The 15453-nt window shown below is 44.5% G+C and carries 17 protein-coding genes and 1 pseudogene; 3 read left to right on the top strand and 15 right to left on the bottom strand.

Annotated features, from left to right (window positions below):
- Positions 1–20 precede the first annotated feature (20 nt).
- The 3 genes and pseudogenes from yidA to LWH95_RS14150 form a co-directional block, all read right to left on the bottom strand.
- The gene (gene yidA / locus LWH95_RS14160; protein WP_003236348.1) at positions 21–833 is read right to left on the bottom strand and encodes a sugar-phosphatase; all 813 of its coding nucleotides are present in this window, start codon (positions 831–833) and stop codon (positions 21–23) included.
- 39 nt (positions 834–872) lie between these two features.
- Complete coding sequence (locus tag LWH95_RS14155; RefSeq protein ID WP_232919818.1) at positions 873–1433, bottom strand: hypothetical protein; 561 nt, start codon at positions 1431–1433, stop codon at positions 873–875.
- Positions 1423–1790, bottom strand: a pseudogene (locus LWH95_RS14150) (DUF3255 family protein). The gene LWH95_RS14155 and the pseudogene LWH95_RS14150 overlap by 11 nt, the downstream one beginning before the upstream one ends.
- A gap of 158 nt (positions 1791–1948) precedes the next feature.
- On the opposite strand from LWH95_RS14150, the gene cotNE reads away from it, so the two are divergent.
- Both cotNE and LWH95_RS14140 read left to right on the top strand, forming a co-directional pair.
- Positions 1949–2314 carry an inner spore coat protein CotNE gene (gene cotNE / locus LWH95_RS14145; protein WP_003236354.1) on the top strand — a complete coding sequence of 122 codons (366 nt, stop codon included), beginning with the start codon at positions 1949–1951 and terminating at the stop codon, positions 2312–2314.
- Positions 2315–2550: 236 nt separating this feature from the next.
- Positions 2551–2904 carry a hypothetical protein gene (locus tag LWH95_RS14140; protein ID WP_003236356.1) on the top strand — a complete coding sequence of 118 codons (354 nt, stop codon included), beginning with the start codon at positions 2551–2553 and terminating at the stop codon, positions 2902–2904.
- 41 nt (positions 2905–2945) lie between these two features.
- Here the strand turns inward: LWH95_RS14140 and LWH95_RS14135 are convergent, their stop codons facing one another.
- The 6 genes from LWH95_RS14135 to LWH95_RS14110 form a co-directional block, all read right to left on the bottom strand.
- A complete protein-coding gene (locus tag LWH95_RS14135) occupies positions 2946–3296 on the bottom strand; it encodes a YxeA family protein (protein WP_232919817.1) in 351 nt (116 codons plus the stop codon).
- Between the two features lie 12 nt (positions 3297–3308).
- A complete protein-coding gene (locus LWH95_RS14130; RefSeq protein ID WP_148982288.1) occupies positions 3309–5192 on the bottom strand; it encodes an FtsX-like permease family protein in 1884 nt (627 codons plus the stop codon).
- Positions 5167–5940, bottom strand: a complete 774-nt coding sequence (locus LWH95_RS14125; RefSeq protein ID WP_084994169.1) for an ABC transporter ATP-binding protein — start codon at positions 5938–5940, stop codon at positions 5167–5169. The genes LWH95_RS14130 and LWH95_RS14125 overlap by 26 nt, the downstream gene beginning before the upstream one ends.
- A 146-nt stretch (positions 5941–6086) precedes the next feature.
- Positions 6087–7064 (bottom strand): sensor histidine kinase, encoded by a 978-nt coding sequence (locus LWH95_RS14120; RefSeq protein ID WP_133485357.1) that lies wholly within the window; start codon positions 7062–7064, stop codon positions 6087–6089.
- Positions 7061–7750 carry a response regulator transcription factor gene (locus LWH95_RS14115; RefSeq protein WP_019259943.1) on the bottom strand — a complete coding sequence of 230 codons (690 nt, stop codon included), beginning with the start codon at positions 7748–7750 and terminating at the stop codon, positions 7061–7063. Before LWH95_RS14115 ends, LWH95_RS14120 begins: the two co-directional genes overlap by 4 nt.
- Positions 7751–7871: 121 nt before the next feature.
- Positions 7872–8270, bottom strand: a complete 399-nt coding sequence (locus tag LWH95_RS14110) for a hypothetical protein (RefSeq protein WP_084994167.1) — start codon at positions 8268–8270, stop codon at positions 7872–7874.
- Between the two features lie 176 nt (positions 8271–8446).
- On the opposite strand from LWH95_RS14110, the gene LWH95_RS14105 reads away from it, so the two are divergent.
- Positions 8447–9412 carry an iron-hydroxamate ABC transporter substrate-binding protein gene (locus tag LWH95_RS14105; RefSeq protein WP_232919816.1) on the top strand — a complete coding sequence of 322 codons (966 nt, stop codon included), beginning with the start codon at positions 8447–8449 and terminating at the stop codon, positions 9410–9412.
- Between the two features lie 43 nt (positions 9413–9455).
- Here LWH95_RS14105 and fba read toward each other — a convergent pair whose 3' ends face one another.
- From fba to iolE, 6 genes are all read right to left on the bottom strand, one after another.
- Positions 9456–10328 (bottom strand): class II fructose-1,6-bisphosphate aldolase, encoded by an 873-nt coding sequence (gene fba, locus LWH95_RS14100; RefSeq protein WP_232919815.1) that lies wholly within the window; start codon positions 10326–10328, stop codon positions 9456–9458.
- A 20-nt stretch (positions 10329–10348) separates the two neighbouring features.
- A complete protein-coding gene (gene iolI, locus LWH95_RS14095) occupies positions 10349–11185 on the bottom strand; it encodes a 2-keto-myo-inositol isomerase (protein WP_232919814.1) in 837 nt (278 codons plus the stop codon).
- A gap of 86 nt (positions 11186–11271) precedes the next feature.
- Positions 11272–12141, bottom strand: coding sequence for a sugar phosphate isomerase/epimerase family protein (locus LWH95_RS14090; RefSeq protein WP_232919813.1), 870 nt, complete (start codon positions 12139–12141; stop codon positions 11272–11274).
- A gap of 19 nt (positions 12142–12160) precedes the next feature.
- Positions 12161–13195 carry a bifunctional inositol 2-dehydrogenase/D-chiro-inositol 1-dehydrogenase gene (gene iolG, locus LWH95_RS14085; RefSeq protein ID WP_148982286.1) on the bottom strand — a complete coding sequence of 345 codons (1035 nt, stop codon included), beginning with the start codon at positions 13193–13195 and terminating at the stop codon, positions 12161–12163.
- Positions 13196–13217: 22 nt separating this feature from the next.
- Complete coding sequence (gene iolF / locus LWH95_RS14080) at positions 13218–14534, bottom strand: myo-inositol transporter IolF (RefSeq protein ID WP_232919866.1); 1317 nt, start codon at positions 14532–14534, stop codon at positions 13218–13220.
- 14 nt (positions 14535–14548) lie between these two features.
- Positions 14549–15442, bottom strand: a complete 894-nt coding sequence (gene iolE / locus LWH95_RS14075; RefSeq protein ID WP_232919812.1) for a myo-inosose-2 dehydratase — start codon at positions 15440–15442, stop codon at positions 14549–14551.
- Between the last annotated feature and the right edge of the window lie 11 nt (positions 15443–15453).

Genomic DNA, 15453 nt, shown 5'->3' with positions numbered 1-15453 from the left:
TTCTAAGAGGCTGGATTTCATTATTTCGCCAAAACAAGCTCGTGAATGGCATGCGCAACACCATGTTCATTGTTGGAACGTGTTTGAAAGTTTGCGGCTTCCAATACTTCTGGGATGGCGTTTGCCATGGCAACGCCGCAGCCCGCCCATTCAATCATTGTCAGGTCGTTCCCGTTGTCGCCTATGCACATAACTTCCTCCTGTTCAATTCCAAGCAGCTGCGCCAGCTGACGTACGGCATTTCCTTTACTGGCTTCAGGATGAAGAATTTCATAAAAGAAAGGTGCGCTTCTGACCATCGTATATTTTTCTCTCACGTCTTTTGGAATTGATGTAATGACGTGGCTTAAGTTCTCCGGTTTATCAATAAACATCACTTTTGGGATGAGGATATCTTTTGGCACCTCGTCAATCTTGCGGTAATGAAGCGGCACTTGTGTCACATAGGATTCGTATACAGTAAATTCACTGATATCCCGGTTAGGCGTATACAGGTTAGATGAGTCAAAGAAATGCATCGGCGTCTTCAACTCTAAGCTCAGGTCATATAATGAAGCCAAATCATCATATCCGAGAGACAGCTCCGTGACCACTTCATTTGTATGCGTATTTTGAACAAGCGCTCCGTTATACGCGATGACATAGTCACCTTCTTCAATTAAATTTAATTCATCTAAATATCTCCGCACGCCCCCGATAGGCCGGCCGGTGCAAAGCACAATTTTGACGCCTTCCGCTTTTGCCGCGTGAAGCGCGTTGCGGACCTCCTCTGTTACTTCATGATGATCATTTAAAAGTGTTCCGTCCATATCAATTGCAATTAGTTTGTACATCCTGCATCTCCTTCGTGTCGTTTTCAGGCTATAGTCCCATCATATCGTTTTTTCTTTTTGATATTCAACCTGAAGAGATGATTTTCTCCGGATTCTGTTTAGACGCCGGCCTTGTCTTCGGATACGCGTGCGCGGTTTCCGCATTCTTTCTGTCTCCATGCCGCCGTTTTCTGCTTTTTCCTGTTTCATCAGCAGGAAGCCGGCAGCTAAAAATGGAATGCCGGTGATATTCAAGATGGCAAGCTTTACTCCCACTGCCATCAAAAAGAATACCCATGAAGATGCGGGGTTTCGTCTGATCATGACGTAAGCGATCATTTCCAACACAATCAAGATGGCATGAAGCACAACACAATAAATAAGAAATAGAAGTGCAAAAAACAACACATAATTCACGATTGCCCCTGAGTAGATCATAGCGCGCATCATTTGTATAAACGATAAGGACTGCATCGATCCGCTGATGACATTAGGGTTATAGATCGTATAGTCACTAAATAAATGTTTGATCTTGAGAAAAGCCCATAATATAAATAGCCACTGAATGATATGTAAAATAAGTCCTGTTACCACCAGTCTTTCTGCTTTTTTATTTCTCATCTTTCTCCTCCTTGCCTGTCTTTGATTCGATTCTTGTCATCGTTTTTGTCTGGCCATTTTGCTCCCAGATCAACGTCCCGTTTTCTCCTCTTTTCAGCGTGCTTTTGAGCGGATAATAGGAGCCGAGATACTGAATCTCAATGGACCGTCAGTGCTTTGGGAAATCACCTTATACGCCATAAATGGCAGCTGCACCTCTCCTCTTCCTTCAATGACTTCCGTCTCCACTACCTCGTCTTTGGTAAATGTGACTGTTGCTGATTTCACGCCGTCCATGGGCCCGGGAGTCATTCCCTCATCCCACGTTCCGTAATAAAACGGCGTCTCCTCTTTTTGCTGTTGGCAGCCCGATACCATGATGAATACAGCAGTTAAAAGCAAAATGCCATATTTGTTTCTCAAGGAGATCACATCCTTTCCTCCTCTTTTTGGGCGAATGCCGTGGCACTGTGCCAATGACTACATAAGTTATAAGGAATTCACCCACATTTACATTTTTTAAGGAGACTGATCACATGAACCCTTATCAATATTACAGCCCTCAGCTGCCTCAGCAGGAACCTTACTATAGCCACTATGAGTACAATTCTTATCCGCAGCAGGATGTATACGATCCATACCAAATGGACAGACAGCCGGCATTGGAAAGAAGAATCGCAGCACTTGAACGGCAAAATGAACAGCAGTCGAGAGAATTAACCCGTCTGACAAACGAAGACCGCCGTCAAAATCGGGAAATTGCACGGATTGCCGAACAGGTCAATCAGCTAAGCCAGGCTGTTGAACGCCATACACGCCGCTTAAACCGGCTCAATCAGCGCCTCCGTACAGTAGAAAACAGGCTGAATATCCCATTTACTGCAGGCGAAGGCGGTTTTTGAAGCAGGCACAGAAAAAAGCGGAATACGATTCTCCTGATTTCAGGGTTTCGTTTTCCGCACTTCTTATGGTATTAAATACATAAAAAGGGTTTGTACAAGTATACAATCTTTACCGTTTTCATTCAAAGATAGAGGGGGTAAGGAAAATAATTGTAGTTCCTCATTTGCAGAATTTCTTTTCAATCAGGTTGCATGATAATACCGACTCACGTCAATCGATACTGGAGGGATCATTCATGCATAATACACAACACGGCTTGCAGCAGCTAAACCAATGCCGCCAGACTGCTCAGCAGCTCATTCAGCAAACACAGCAAAGCAGCCAGCAATATCGCCAAATGCTTCATCAGGAGCAGCAAAACATCCAAATGCTGCAGCAGATTCTAAACCACGAACAACAAGCTGCACATACCATTCAGCAAGCGCTGCACGGACATGACATGGCGATTCAAAAATGCCAGCAGGTTGTCAACATGTGCAACCAAATGCAGCAGGAACTCACTGGACAATCCAGCGTGATGAATACGAATGTGTCTACACTTCCATTCGGCCAAAACACGCCATTTCAGCAGCAATCCTATCAGCAGTAACATAAAAAAGCGGCATAGCTCCTCCTATGCCGCTTACTTCTCTATTGTTTTAATTGTGATTGGACGTTTTTTGGCAAATCTTTATGTTGCACTTCTTCCCAGGTCTCTACATATTTGCCTTTTGAACTGACTTTTAAATAAGCATTCTTCCTCAAATCACCGCCGGCATAGAACGTTACCTCGCTCTTTTCACCGGACTTATTGTAGCCGTCTAGTGTATATTCAGTACCACCTTGTTTAAGATGCTGGCCATCTCGACTAATTTGGACATACAGGTCCTGTCTGGGAACAAGCGGGTTGATTCTGTCTGTTATCTCGTTATGAATGAAGAGAACGCCGCAAATCGCTGCGATAACCCCTGCCCCCACTATCATTGAAAAGATTTTTTTCATATTTACCATCCTTTATTTTACCGTTAAATAGCTTTTTATTTTTTTCAAGTAGCTAAACCGTACCATCAAGAAGAACAGCAGCTGAAAAGCTAAAAATCCTCCGATTGTCAGCAGCAATGGTTTGGTTACATCGGCATAGCCGCCGGTCTGTGCAGCTTTGATGGCAAAGACCGTATGAAGAACAGCCATCGCAAACGGAAAGAAGAACAAGATCGCTAATTGAATGGTGACGCTTTGTGACATTTCTTCTTCACTAAATCCAATCTTCGCTAATGAACGGTAGCGCTTCTGATCTTCCTCTAAATCTGTAAACAAGCGGAAGTATAAAAAGCTTCCGGCCGCGGTAAAGAAGACAATGGCAATGAAGAGCCCGATAAATAAGCTTAAGCTTGGCAGCTGCACTGTAAGATAGTGCGTGTTGGCCTTCGCATCAAATTGAAAGTGAACGTCAGAATAATCATCATAAATTTTATTTGTAAGTGATTGGCTGATGCCTAAACTGTCTTTCCAGTTCTTAAATTTGTAACCAATCAGCTTCGTGCTTTCTCCAAGCTTATGAAGTTCTTTGTAGGTCGTTTCATTTACGACAAGAACACTGTTTACAGAAATCAGCGGTTTTTTTGTTTCCTTCACTTTGAGCTTCTGATTTGCCAGCTCATTTTTCTTGTTCAGCATATCTAATTGTTGCGGAAATTCAGTTTTATCCTTGATCTCATAGGTGCTTGGGAAATAGATGCTTTCCCCGTTTTTCAGATCATTCAGGCTGATACTAAAGTGCTTTTGAAATGTTTTCTGATTCATTAAGATCACAGGCGGCACTTCATCTCCCCGCTTATAGCGCACGTATGAAACCTGCATATCATAACGAGTAAATGAGAAATGGTTCTGCTTCAGCTCATGTTCAATATCTTGCAGGTGCTGTTTTTCTTTCGGATTGCCTTCAAAGGATAAGTACTCCATTTCATAGGCTGAATCCACTGCCCCGACAGTAGATTTGTAAACAGCCAGTACGCCTGTGGCTGTGAAGGCAACTGCTGAAATAATACTGACGATAAAAAACAGGCGGGCGTTATCCTTTAAGCGATAGACTAAATCAGAAATCCAAATAACATTTTTCCCGCGCAAATAAAAGCCCTTCCACTTCTTCACGGCTCGCAATATCCAAATGCTGCTCTGGCTGAAGAAAAAATACGTTCCGACAATGGTTAAGATCAAAATCAGAAACGGCATATAGGAGTGAACATTCCCTTTTAGGGCCATTCCGTAGCCCATCACAAGGCATGCCATGCCGAAAATCGACAGAAGGATAGACGGCTTCGGCTCAGGTTTCATGTTTTCTGCGCCTTTGATCAGCAAAATAACGGTTTTGGATTTAATAAAAAAGAGCGTAAACTGCGATAAAAGGAAAAATAAGAGCATAAATCCGCAAATCGTAATCCCCAATGCCTTCCAAGGCATATACAGCGGCAAAGCGTCCATTTCTAAAATATAGGCGCCGATTGTAAAAAACGTTTTTGAAAAAATCAGTCCGCCGATGATCCCGGCAACAATTGAAAAGGCGCCGATCATCATGTTTTCAGCTGTCACAAGCACTCGCAGCTGGGCGGGAGTAATCCCTTGAATCAGCAGAATTCCAAATTCTTTGTTTCTGGATTTCAAAAAAGCATTAACGGAATATAGAACAAATAAAATTGAAAAGATAAAAATTATCCACTCCGCTGCCGTTAATCCCATCCTCGCAATGTTATTCAAGTATCCTTCCTTAAGAGCAGGATGAAAGATAAACATAGCAAAGGTAAAGAAGATCAATACGGAAAAAGCACTGCTCAAAAAGAACGCCAGATACGACCGTTTGTTTCGTGTAACATTTTTATATGCGAACTGAAGAAAGGTCATTTGCGTTTCCCCCCAGCATAGAAAGTACATCCAGGATTTGGTCATAAAATACCTGGCGGTTATCCCCGCGGTAAATTTCGTTAAACAGGGTACCGTCTTTAATAAAAATCACACGCTGGCAGTAGCTTGCCGCCACAGGATCATGGGTAACCATTAATGCTGTAATCTGATCGTTCTGGTTCAAGCTTTGCATCGTTTCCATGACATCCTTTGAAGCTTTTGAATCAAGATTTCCCGTCGGTTCATCAGCCAGAATCAGAGAAGGTTTATGAATCACCGCTCTTGCAATGGCTGCCCGCTGGCGCTGTCCGCCTGAAACCTCAAACGGGCGCTTTTGTAAAAGGTTCTCTATTCCAAGCTTTTCAGCGATGGCATGCAGCTTTTTTACCATCACTGAAGGAGATTCTTTTTCAAGTGTTAACGGCAGCATGATATTTTCGCCAACCGTCAGTGTATCAAGCAGGTTAAAGTCCTGAAACACGAATCCAAGCTGTTTGCGCCTGAATTGTGCCAGTCTTGTTCTTTTCAGATTATGAGGGTTGTCTCCTTTGATCAGGACGTCTCCGGAGTCGGGACGGTCTATGGTTGAGATGATATTCAAGAGCGTTGTTTTACCGGAACCCGACGGCCCCATCACCGCCGTGAACTCCCCTTCCTCTACTGAAAAAGAGATTTGTTTTAACGCCTGATGGGATACTTGTCCTTTGTAGGTTTTATTTAAATGATTGACCTCGAGCATATTCGCCATGAGAATCCTCCTTATCGTTATTGTTCATCAGAAATTGGCTTATCATGTGTTTGCGGAAAGCTCATAAAAAAACCCTCCCGATAAGCTGGTAAACAAATCTTATCAAGAGGGATGACAGTGTGCTATGCGGTTTTCTTAATGCCTCCTTACACTTTTGTAAGAAATAAAAATTGTACCGCTGTGCCCTTTTCCGGAGCAGAGTTGATCTCTACTTCATGATTCAGTTTATCCGTAATTTCTTTTACCAGATGAAGACCTATCCCTGTTGACTCTTGGAAACGCCGGCCGTTTTCGCCTGTGTAATAGGGATCAAACACACGCTTTATATCCTGCGAGGGAATACCCACGCCATAATCTCTTACTTCTAACACGGTTTTATCCTCATGCTGAAAAATCGTCAGCTCAATACGGTCACTCATGCCCGCGGAATATTTCACCGCGTTTGTCACGACCTGCCCAATCGCAAATTTCAGCCATTTTGGGTCTGTATAAATCGTATCGTCAGTGAGAATATTTGTTTTCGGATATACACGATGCTCGATAAAATACCGTTTATAGCTTTGAATAACGGTTTGGAGAATGTCGGATAAAGAGACCGCTTCTATTTTGAAATCTCTCTCAAACAGATCGAGCCTCGATGAATACAGCAATGTTTCCAGTCCATATTCAATCTGCCGGACTTCTTTTTTGATTTGCCCAAAAATGGGCTCGTCCTCTTCCTGAATGATTAAATTAATAACAGAAAGCGGTGTTTTCACTTGGTGCACCCACTGGTTCATATAGGTCACCCTGCTTTCCAGCTTCGCTTCTGTTTCGTGAAGCTTCTGGTTGTGGAGGCGGTTCAGTTCCATCTGTTTTTCATATAGCTCAGAACAAAACAGCGAAGAACCCAAATCAGGCACTTCCTCATCCTCCTGATGGGAGCTGAGCCACTGATAAACGCCGCGATCTTGATACCAGCGATAGATCAAATACGCAGCTAGCAACAGCAGCTGCACGCCGAGTATATAGAATAAATGGGCAAGGGAATGCTGTCCCGCAAACCAATAGTACGTAAAAACAAAAATGCCTTGAATCAGAAAAAGCAATATCAAGAGAACATGAGTCCGTAAAAACAGTTTCATGACAGCGGCCTCAACTGATATCCTTCACCGCGGACAGATTCGATTGAAAAAGGCACCTCTAAATCACGAAGCTTTTTGCGCAAACGGGTGATATATACATTCAGCGTATTGTCATCAACGAACAGATCAGTATCCCACGTTTTTTCCATTAACCTGTCTCTTCCCGTTACCTTTTCCCCCCGTTCCAGCAGCACCTCAAGAAGCTTGCTTTCTTTCTTTGACAGTTCGCACTTTTCTTCTTGATAACGCAGTTCAAATCGCTCTACATACAGTTGTGCACCCTCGAATTCCACGATTCTTTCTCCCTGCTTCACCGCATACTCTCCATACGCCCTGCGAATCTGGCTTTTGATTTTCGCGAGCACAATATCATAAGAAAACGGCTTTTCAATATAATCATCGCCGCCGTTTTCAATTGCCATCACCTGGTCCATTTCGCCGCTTCTGGCAGAAATAAAGATGATCGGACTGGTCGAATGGTGGCGGATCTGCCGGCACCAATAATATCCGTCATATGCCGGCAAATTGATATCAAGCAGCACCACATCGGGTTTTTCCCGCAAGAACATATCCAATACAGACGTGAAATCAGTGGTAACCACCGTATCATAGCCGTACTTCTCTAAATAATTTTGTAATAATGACCGAATATCTTCACTATCTTCTACAATCATGATTTTATTCATGCAATCCATCCTCCAAAAGGATACGGCTTTTCAGAGCCATCATTTTTTGATGCCACCATCATAATGCTTTCATCAGTTCTGCGCAACAAGAGAAAGCGGGCCTTTATAAAAGACCCGCTTCTTACCGTTCTTTGCGAATATGTATATCTTGAATAGACTGTTTCGGCGCATGAAATCTGCTCTCCGCTTCACTTCTTGCCTCGGCAAAAGCCCTTGCCTCTACATGATCCTTGTAGACCTCCAGCTGAATCAGATACAGCGGGCGCACTTTAAAACCATGAATAATCGTCACAGCCCACAGCGGGAGCACAATAAAAATCCCGGGCAGATCGGGCAGCACAAAACCAAACGCAAATACGAAAAAATAAATGATTCCGTACATGATCCACTTTCTATTTCTAACCTTAATGCCAATAAATAAAAAGGCAAAAAAACTGGTAATGGCAAAAGGCATGAAAATAAACAGCATCCACCAGCTATGCAGCCATTCCCAAGCAGCACCTCTTTTAGTAATTCCCATATTTTTCTCCTCCTATTTACCTATAATAATCGATTAAGCAAATCGCGTCACCTGTAAACGAAAAAACTTTCCCTCTTTAAAATAGTGATAGACGGGGCACGGGTTTCTTGCTATATTATTAGTTGATAATGATAATCATTACTAATGAACCAAAAATACATATTGGGGGGTTCTTGATGAAAAAGAACACATTGCTCGTGGGCATGCTGGTGCTGCTTCTCATGTTTGTCAGTGCTTGCAGCGGCACAGCTTCGAAAGGAAGCTCAAGTGATTCAGCTTCCGAAAAGACAGAAATGAGAACATACAAATCAACAAAAGGGAACGTCAAAATTCCTGCACATCCGAAACGCATCGTAACTGATTTTTATGCTGGAGAATTGCTGTCTGTCGGGGCGAATGTGGTCGGCTCGGGCTCATGGTCATTTGATAATCCGTTTTTAAAATCAAAGCTGAAAGATGTAAAGGATGTCGGTGATCCGATCAGCGTTGAAAAAGTGATGGAGCTTCAGCCTGACTTAATTGTTGTCATGAATGAAGAGAATGTCGATAAATTAAAGAAAATCGCTCCAACGGTTGTCGTTCCTTATAACACAGCGAAAAACGTAGAAGACACAGTCAGCATGTTCGGGGATATCGCCGGAGCGAAAGACGAAGCAAAATCATTTATGGATGACTTTAACAAAAAAGCAGAAGCAGCCAAAAAGAAAATTGCCGGCGTCATCGACAAGGATGCAACTTTCGGTATTTATGAAAACACCGACAAGGGCGAATTCTGGGTGTTCAATGACAATGGCGGACGCGGCGGCCAAGCTGTTTACAACGCGCTTGGGTTAAAAGCACCTGAAAAAATTGAACAAGATGTCATCAAAAAAGGAGAGATGAAACAGCTCTCTCAAGAGGTCATTCCTGAGTATGCCGCAGATTATATGTTCATTACGGACTACAATCCGAAAGGCGAAAGCAAAACACTCGACAAGCTGAAGGACTCCTCTATCTGGAAAAACCTAGACGCTGTCAAACATAACCGTGTGTTTATCAACGACTTCGACACGTTCTATCCGTACGATCCGATTTCCGTCAGCAAACAGGTTGATTTGATTGCTGATATGCTGGTGAAGCGCGAGAAAGAAAACCAAAAATAAATGGCATGATAAAAGCACTCACGATGTTGTGAGTGCTTTTTCTTCAGCTAACTTGCTGACGCGCGGCTTTTCCCGCTGAGCCGAATTCTCTCATTTTGCTTTTCACTGTATCTTTTACAGCGTCAATTCCCGGCGTCATATAAGTACGGGGTTCGTATAAATCCGGATTTTCTTCAAACATGACACGCGTTTTTTCTGCCCATGCCACCATACACTCTGTATTGATGTTGATCTTCGCGTGGCCAAGCTGGATCGTTCTTGCGATTTGGTCTGCTGGAATTCCCGATGCGCCGTGAAGAACAAGCGGAATGTTCGTGGTCTTAGCGATCTCCTCCATCTCTTTGAAACCGAGCTTAGGCTCACCTTGATACTTTCCATGAACTGATCCAAGCGCAGCGGCCAGGGCATCAATATTGGTTTCCTCCACGAGACGCCGGCACTCGTGAAGATCAGCGTATTTTACACCGCCCACAAGGCCGTCTTCCATGCCGCCTACCGTTCCGACTTCAGCCTCCACCGACACACCGTGAAGCTTGGCATAGTCCGCTACCTCTTTCGTCATGGCGATATTCTGATCAATCGGCGAATGTGATCCGTCAATCATCACCGAGCTAAACCCTGCGTCAACGGCTTGTTTGCAGCGCTCCACACTGCTGCCGTGATCAAGGTGAAGGACAACGGGAACGGTGATTGACAATTCTTCTATCAGCGCATTAACCATCGCGGCTACGGTTTTGAATCCGCCCAAGTAGTCGATCAGCCGATCCGATGCTGCCGCGATGACAGGTGACTGTTCTTCCTCCGCAGCCTGTAAAATCGCCTTCGACCACTGCAGGCCGTTGATATTAAACTGGCCGACTGCATATTGCTCCCGCTTTGCATCTTCAAGAAGCTCTTTCATCGATACAAAAGCCATGTCCACCCCTCCTTTATCCATTACATGTTGAAGTATTTTGATACGACATCAACCGTTGTTTTTTTCGCTGTTTGAATGGCTTCCTCAGCACTCAGCTTATAGTATTCAGGCCGGAAGAGCTCAACCGATACAACATCAGAGAAGCCGATTTCCTTGAGGGCTGATAAGTGGGCATCTAAGTCAATCGCACCTTGGCCCGGCCATACACGATCCTCATCGGTTAAAAAGCCGATTGGGAAATCTTCGGTATCGTCGATATGATAGATGAAAATTTTCTTTCCGTCCGCCTGCTTTAAGCTCTCAATATTTGAACCCATTGCATGGAAGTGGAAACTATCAAGGACAAGCCCGACATTGTCACGGTTGACTGTGTTTACGATGTCGTACGCCTGTTCAAACGTATTGACCGTACATTGCGGGTGGCCGACAAATTCAAGCGCAATTTTTACGCCGTACGGCTCCGCGATATCTGAAAGCTCAGTCAGCACCTCTACACTGCTCTTTTTGATCTCTTCTTTTACAATCTTCTGCTCAGTCACAAGCGGAACGGCCACGACATATTTCACACCGAGGGTTTTGCACGTTTCCATCATGCCTTTAAATTCAGCGATGATCTCATTGTGGCCCTTTTCATCACGGTTGTTGAAGAACACGAGTGCGTTTAAGGCAAGAGGTTTGATGTGATGGGTTTGAAAATATTCCGCAAGATCATCCAATGAATGGTCTTTTAAGTACTCCGCCAGCTTATCCATTGTGCGGATTTCAATATAATCATAGCCATGCTTTTCACATAGTTCTAAATCCTGTTTAAGGTTTGAGTTTTCCAATGTTGTAGCTTCATTAAAACAAAGTTTCATGTCAGACTCCCCCATCTGCGTTTTAGATATGAAGGGAGTTCGGCAGGAGGGCTGTTCGCCATATCCCGCCGAACTCCATGCTCAGCTTATGCCAGACCTAATTCTTCTTTCATTTTTCGAAGCATAAATCGGCTTGATTCATCTGCTCTTTCGTCGACCCAAGCAAAAACGGCATTTGTCGCAATTCCGTCGAACTTCATCTCTCTCAGCTTTCTGAAAATCGTCTCAAAATCAACCTCGCCTTGGCCAATGTCCAAATGCTGGTGAACCGTTACTTTCGCGTCAGGCGGATTGACGATGTAGCGCAGGCCGTGAGCCGCTTTATGATTAAAGGTATCTGCAAATAAAACGTGTGTGAGGCGGTCGCCGGCTTCGTCAAACATTGTCTCGATGTCGCCTTTGCCGTCATCATAGAAGAACGTATGCGCAGTCGAGTAGACAAGATTGATCCAATCCTTGTCAAGCGCGCGGATCATATCCATCGCACCTTTGTGCGTTTCGATAAAATCGTATGGATGGGCTTGAAGATTGAGTTTAATGCCTTCTTTCTCAAAGACTGGGAGAAGTTCATCCATGGATTTAATAAATTTTTCTTCACTTGTTAAAGGATCATATTTTGAACCGCTGAATTCACTGTTCATCAAATCGACTTCAAGTTCAACCGCAATTTCGATCGCCCTTTTCCAATTGCGCACTGCAGCCTGACGGCGGTCTTCTTCAGGACCCGCCCAGTGGTAAAGAGGAAGGAGCGATGAAAGCTTAACACCTGTATCCTTTAAAAGCCGCTTTAATTGTTTGATCTTTGCTGAATCGACTTTTGGATATTTATAGAATGGACAAAAATCCTCGCGCGGCGATAGTTCGATATATTCATAACCAAGCTCCGCCGTTTTATAGACCATTTCCTCTAACGTTAAATCATCTCGATACATTGATGGATCTAATGCTAATTTCATGTTTTCACTCCTCTGTTTTTTAGTTTTCAACTGTTGTAAAAGATTGATAGAATTCCGGTTTTTCCTTCAATTCAACCTTTTCTTTTTGTCCAGATTCCTGGGCTTTTACACACGCGTCAGTGGTAACGGCAGCAATGTAGCCGTCCCATGCCGTCGGTCCGCTGACCTCGCCTTTCTTTTGAATCGAATCAATGAAGTCTTGGATTTCCACATCGTACGCAGCCACAAAGCGTCTCTGCCAATCCATCAGAATATCTGTGCTGAATTTTCCTTCTTTTCTCATGCTGATGCTTGATGGTTCAGGAAGCTTGATGACGCCGTCTTCTCCGACGATTTCACATTGAATGTCATAGCCGTATTTACAGTTCACATAGATTTCAGCATTGATGACGATGCCGCCTTTAGTTTCAATCAATACAATTTGCGGATCTTTTAAATGTGGAAGCGCATTTTTCGATTTCTTCGGATAGATAACTTGAACGGACTCGTAGTCATCATTGACGAGCCAGTGCAGCACATCAATTTCATGAACAAGCGTATCAACTACGGCCATATCCGTTGTGTAGTTATCTCCCACAGTCGGGTTGCGGTGTGCGCAGTGAATCATAAGCGGCTCGCCGATGACATGGTTGTCGAGCGCTTCCTTCAGCTGTACGTAACCGCTGTCATAACGGCGCATGAAGCCGACTTGAACAAGGCGTTTGCCCACTTTCATTTCCTCTTCGACGATGCGCATGCATCCTTCAGCCGTTGTCGCGAGCGGCTTTTCACAGAACACATATTTCTGGGCTTTAATGGCTTTCAGCACGCTCGATTCATGCGCAGGCCCCCAGCTAGTCACTAAGACAGCGTCTACATTTTCGTCTGCAAGCAGGCTGTCATCATTCGGATAAACCGTCGCGTTTAATTGGTATTGCTCAACAACCTTTTGTGCAGCTTCTTGATTGACATCCGTTACAGCAACGATTTCTGCGCCGGACAGCTTGTTCGTGATGCGGTTAATATGTTCTTTTCCGATTGCTCCAGTTCCAATTACGCCAATACGTAAACTCATTGACAGCCACTCCTTCTGTTGGTTACATCATTTTGCTTTCTGTTCCTTGCTTTACTTGGCTCTGAGGAGATCCGTAGAGTTCCTCTTGAATTTGTTCAAGCGACTTGCCAGACGTATTCGGCGCGAAGAGAAGCCCGATGATCATACTGGCCGTCACACATCCGAGGAGAATTGCAGCCATCGTTCCAATGCCGAAATTGGTGATAATCATTGGGACAAACAGACTCCAAATCCCTATTGAAATACGTACGAGGAAAAACATTAGTCCTTGTGCAGAAGCACGATATTGCGTAGGAAAGATTTCACTGGCCCATAACTGATAGTTGGCTTGCTGCCCGGCTCCGTTATTGATGCCGATCACGACAATAAACAGGAGCAGAATCGGCAGGCCTTCAACCGGCAGCAGAAACAGCGTCCATCCGATCACCGCCATAAAAGCGGCGATTCCAAATACGGTTTTTCTATATTTGTCGGCAAAGGGCATGAAGATCAAGGCGACCCCCAACCCTGTGAAGATAAACAGTCCCATTTGCAAAAGGTTTGCCATGTTGGCAGATACACCGCCGACCTGCTGATAAATGTATGGCATAAAGAAGCCCATCACACCGGCGGCTAAATTCCAAACCAAGTACACACCCATCAAAAACAGTATGCTTTTTAGATACATTGGCTTGAGCAAATCAAAATACGATGTTTTGTTCAGTACGGCCGGCTTCTCTGTTTGTATGTCTGCGGGCTGATTTTTCTGCTGCCACGCATCTGACTCCGGAAGCCTGATTCTCAGGATGTACGTAATCAGCGCGATCACAAGCAGATGGGCAAATACGATTTTATTCCCCAAGAGGCCTAAATCACCGACCAGTACGGAGAGAAGCAGCACAACGACAGCGCCCGCGGCCCAAGCGACTTGTGCCACACCGCAATGGCGGGCCCGATTTTTCTTTGGCGCATTTTCTGCAATAATGGTCCATGATGCGGTAATGTCAGCTCCCACTGATAAACCGATAATCATGTAACCGCTTAACAACATGGGGAAATTAACCCCAAACAGAACCAAACAAATCCCTAATGCATAAACCAGCATGCTATTGGTATAAACAGCCTTCCGCCCGACTTTATCAGCCAGATACCCGCCAAGCAGGGCGCCGACAGCGGCAGAAATTGCATTTGCGCTTAGCGCGCCGAGCAGCCCGATTTGCGTATCAGATAGCTTTAGATAACTGACCCATAACGATAAACCGGCAGATCCAGCCACAATCGAACCGGCATCAATATAGTTGGCCAATGCTGCCGCGATTGTCCGTTTATTGAAGGCCGAATCTGCATTGGTATTGCCTATATATTCAGTCCCCATTAAGCCAGATCCAACAACTGCTCATCAATATAGTTTCTCGCGATCAATGCATACTCAAGCGGGTTTGCTATATCGGGGTCCTGTTCAGCTTCAACGACAATCCATCCGGAATAATCGTGCTTCAACAGCAGCTGATATACTTCTCTAAAGTCAATGCATCCATCACCGGGAACCGTGAACATGCCTTTTAAAAATGCTTGTCGAAACGATTCCCCTCCAAGCCTGCATTGTTCCATGACATTCAGGCGGGCATCTTTAAAGTGCACATGCTTAATGCGGCCGATATGCTTCTCAAGCATTCCCATGTAGTCACCGTCAGAAATATACGCATGCCCTGTATCATAGAGGAGGTGTACATGCGCAGGGTCTGTTCCTTCCATCAGGCGGTCCACTTCTTCTGCTGTTTGGATGCCGGTGCCAAGATGGTGATGATACACAAGCTTCAAGCCATGCTGATCAGCAATTTTGCCAAGGTGATTCAGCCCTTCGCAAAGCCGTTCCCATTCATCATCCGTAAAGTGCGGCTTCTCTGTGAACACATTTTTCTCCAAGCTTTGCACACTGTGTGTTTGTTCAGAGACAACTGCGACATCCGCGTTTACTTGTTGCAAATACTCACAATGCAGGGTAAATGCCTTTGCCGCTTCACCGAGTCCGTCACGCAAGATAAAGCTGCTGAACCATTTTCCCGCGATTCTTAAATTTCGAAGTTTCAGCTCTTTGTTCAGGATGGCCGGTTCGGGGAAAAAGCCCCCGACTTCCGTACCTTGAAAACGTGCGACAACGATATCACTTAACAAATGCTGAAGTGTGTTTCCCGCTCCGATTTCAGGAATGTCATCATTCCGCCATCCAATAGGAGCAATGCCCCACAGGATTTTTTCTTTGCCCATCTATGAGCCTC

Origin of the sequence: Bacillus sp. G16, from assembly GCF_021282335.1 — a bacterium.
Lineage (GTDB): Bacteria > Bacillota > Bacilli > Bacillales > Bacillaceae > Bacillus > Bacillus inaquosorum.
This window is presented reverse-complemented; position numbering and strand designations above follow the sequence as displayed.

What these genes read in the sequence shown, in the direction of transcription:
- yidA (WP_003236348.1), bottom strand. Translation starts at nt 833, where the DNA reads ATGTACAAACTAATTGCAATTGATATGGACGGAACACTTTTAAATGAT.
- LWH95_RS14155 (WP_232919818.1), bottom strand. Translation starts at nt 1,433, where the DNA reads ATGAGAAATAAAAAAGCAGAAAGACTGGTGGTAACAGGACTTATTTTA.
- cotNE (WP_003236354.1), top strand. Translation starts at nt 1,949, where the DNA reads ATGAACCCTTATCAATATTACAGCCCTCAGCTGCCTCAGCAGGAACCT.
- LWH95_RS14140 (WP_003236356.1), top strand. Translation starts at nt 2,551, where the DNA reads ATGCATAATACACAACACGGCTTGCAGCAGCTAAACCAATGCCGCCAG.
- LWH95_RS14135 (WP_232919817.1), bottom strand. Translation starts at nt 3,296, where the DNA reads ATGAAAAAAATCTTTTCAATGATAGTGGGGGCAGGGGTTATCGCAGCG.
- LWH95_RS14130 (WP_148982288.1), bottom strand. Translation starts at nt 5,192, where the DNA reads ATGACCTTTCTTCAGTTCGCATATAAAAATGTTACACGAAACAAACGG.
- LWH95_RS14125 (WP_084994169.1), bottom strand. Translation starts at nt 5,940, where the DNA reads ATGGCGAATATGCTCGAGGTCAATCATTTAAATAAAACCTACAAAGGA.
- LWH95_RS14120 (WP_133485357.1), bottom strand. Translation starts at nt 7,064, where the DNA reads ATGAAACTGTTTTTACGGACTCATGTTCTCTTGATATTGCTTTTTCTG.
- LWH95_RS14115 (WP_019259943.1), bottom strand. Translation starts at nt 7,750, where the DNA reads ATGAATAAAATCATGATTGTAGAAGATAGTGAAGATATTCGGTCATTA.
- LWH95_RS14110 (WP_084994167.1), bottom strand. Translation starts at nt 8,270, where the DNA reads ATGGGAATTACTAAAAGAGGTGCTGCTTGGGAATGGCTGCATAGCTGG.
- LWH95_RS14105 (WP_232919816.1), top strand. Translation starts at nt 8,447, where the DNA reads ATGAAAAAGAACACATTGCTCGTGGGCATGCTGGTGCTGCTTCTCATG.
- fba (WP_232919815.1), bottom strand. Translation starts at nt 10,328, where the DNA reads ATGGCTTTTGTATCGATGAAAGAGCTTCTTGAAGATGCAAAGCGGGAG.
- iolI (WP_232919814.1), bottom strand. Translation starts at nt 11,185, where the DNA reads ATGAAACTTTGTTTTAATGAAGCTACAACATTGGAAAACTCAAACCTT.
- LWH95_RS14090 (WP_232919813.1), bottom strand. Translation starts at nt 12,141, where the DNA reads ATGAAATTAGCATTAGATCCATCAATGTATCGAGATGATTTAACGTTA.
- iolG (WP_148982286.1), bottom strand. Translation starts at nt 13,195, where the DNA reads ATGAGTTTACGTATTGGCGTAATTGGAACTGGAGCAATCGGAAAAGAA.
- iolE (WP_232919812.1), bottom strand. Translation starts at nt 15,442, where the DNA reads ATGGGCAAAGAAAAAATCCTGTGGGGCATTGCTCCTATTGGATGGCGG.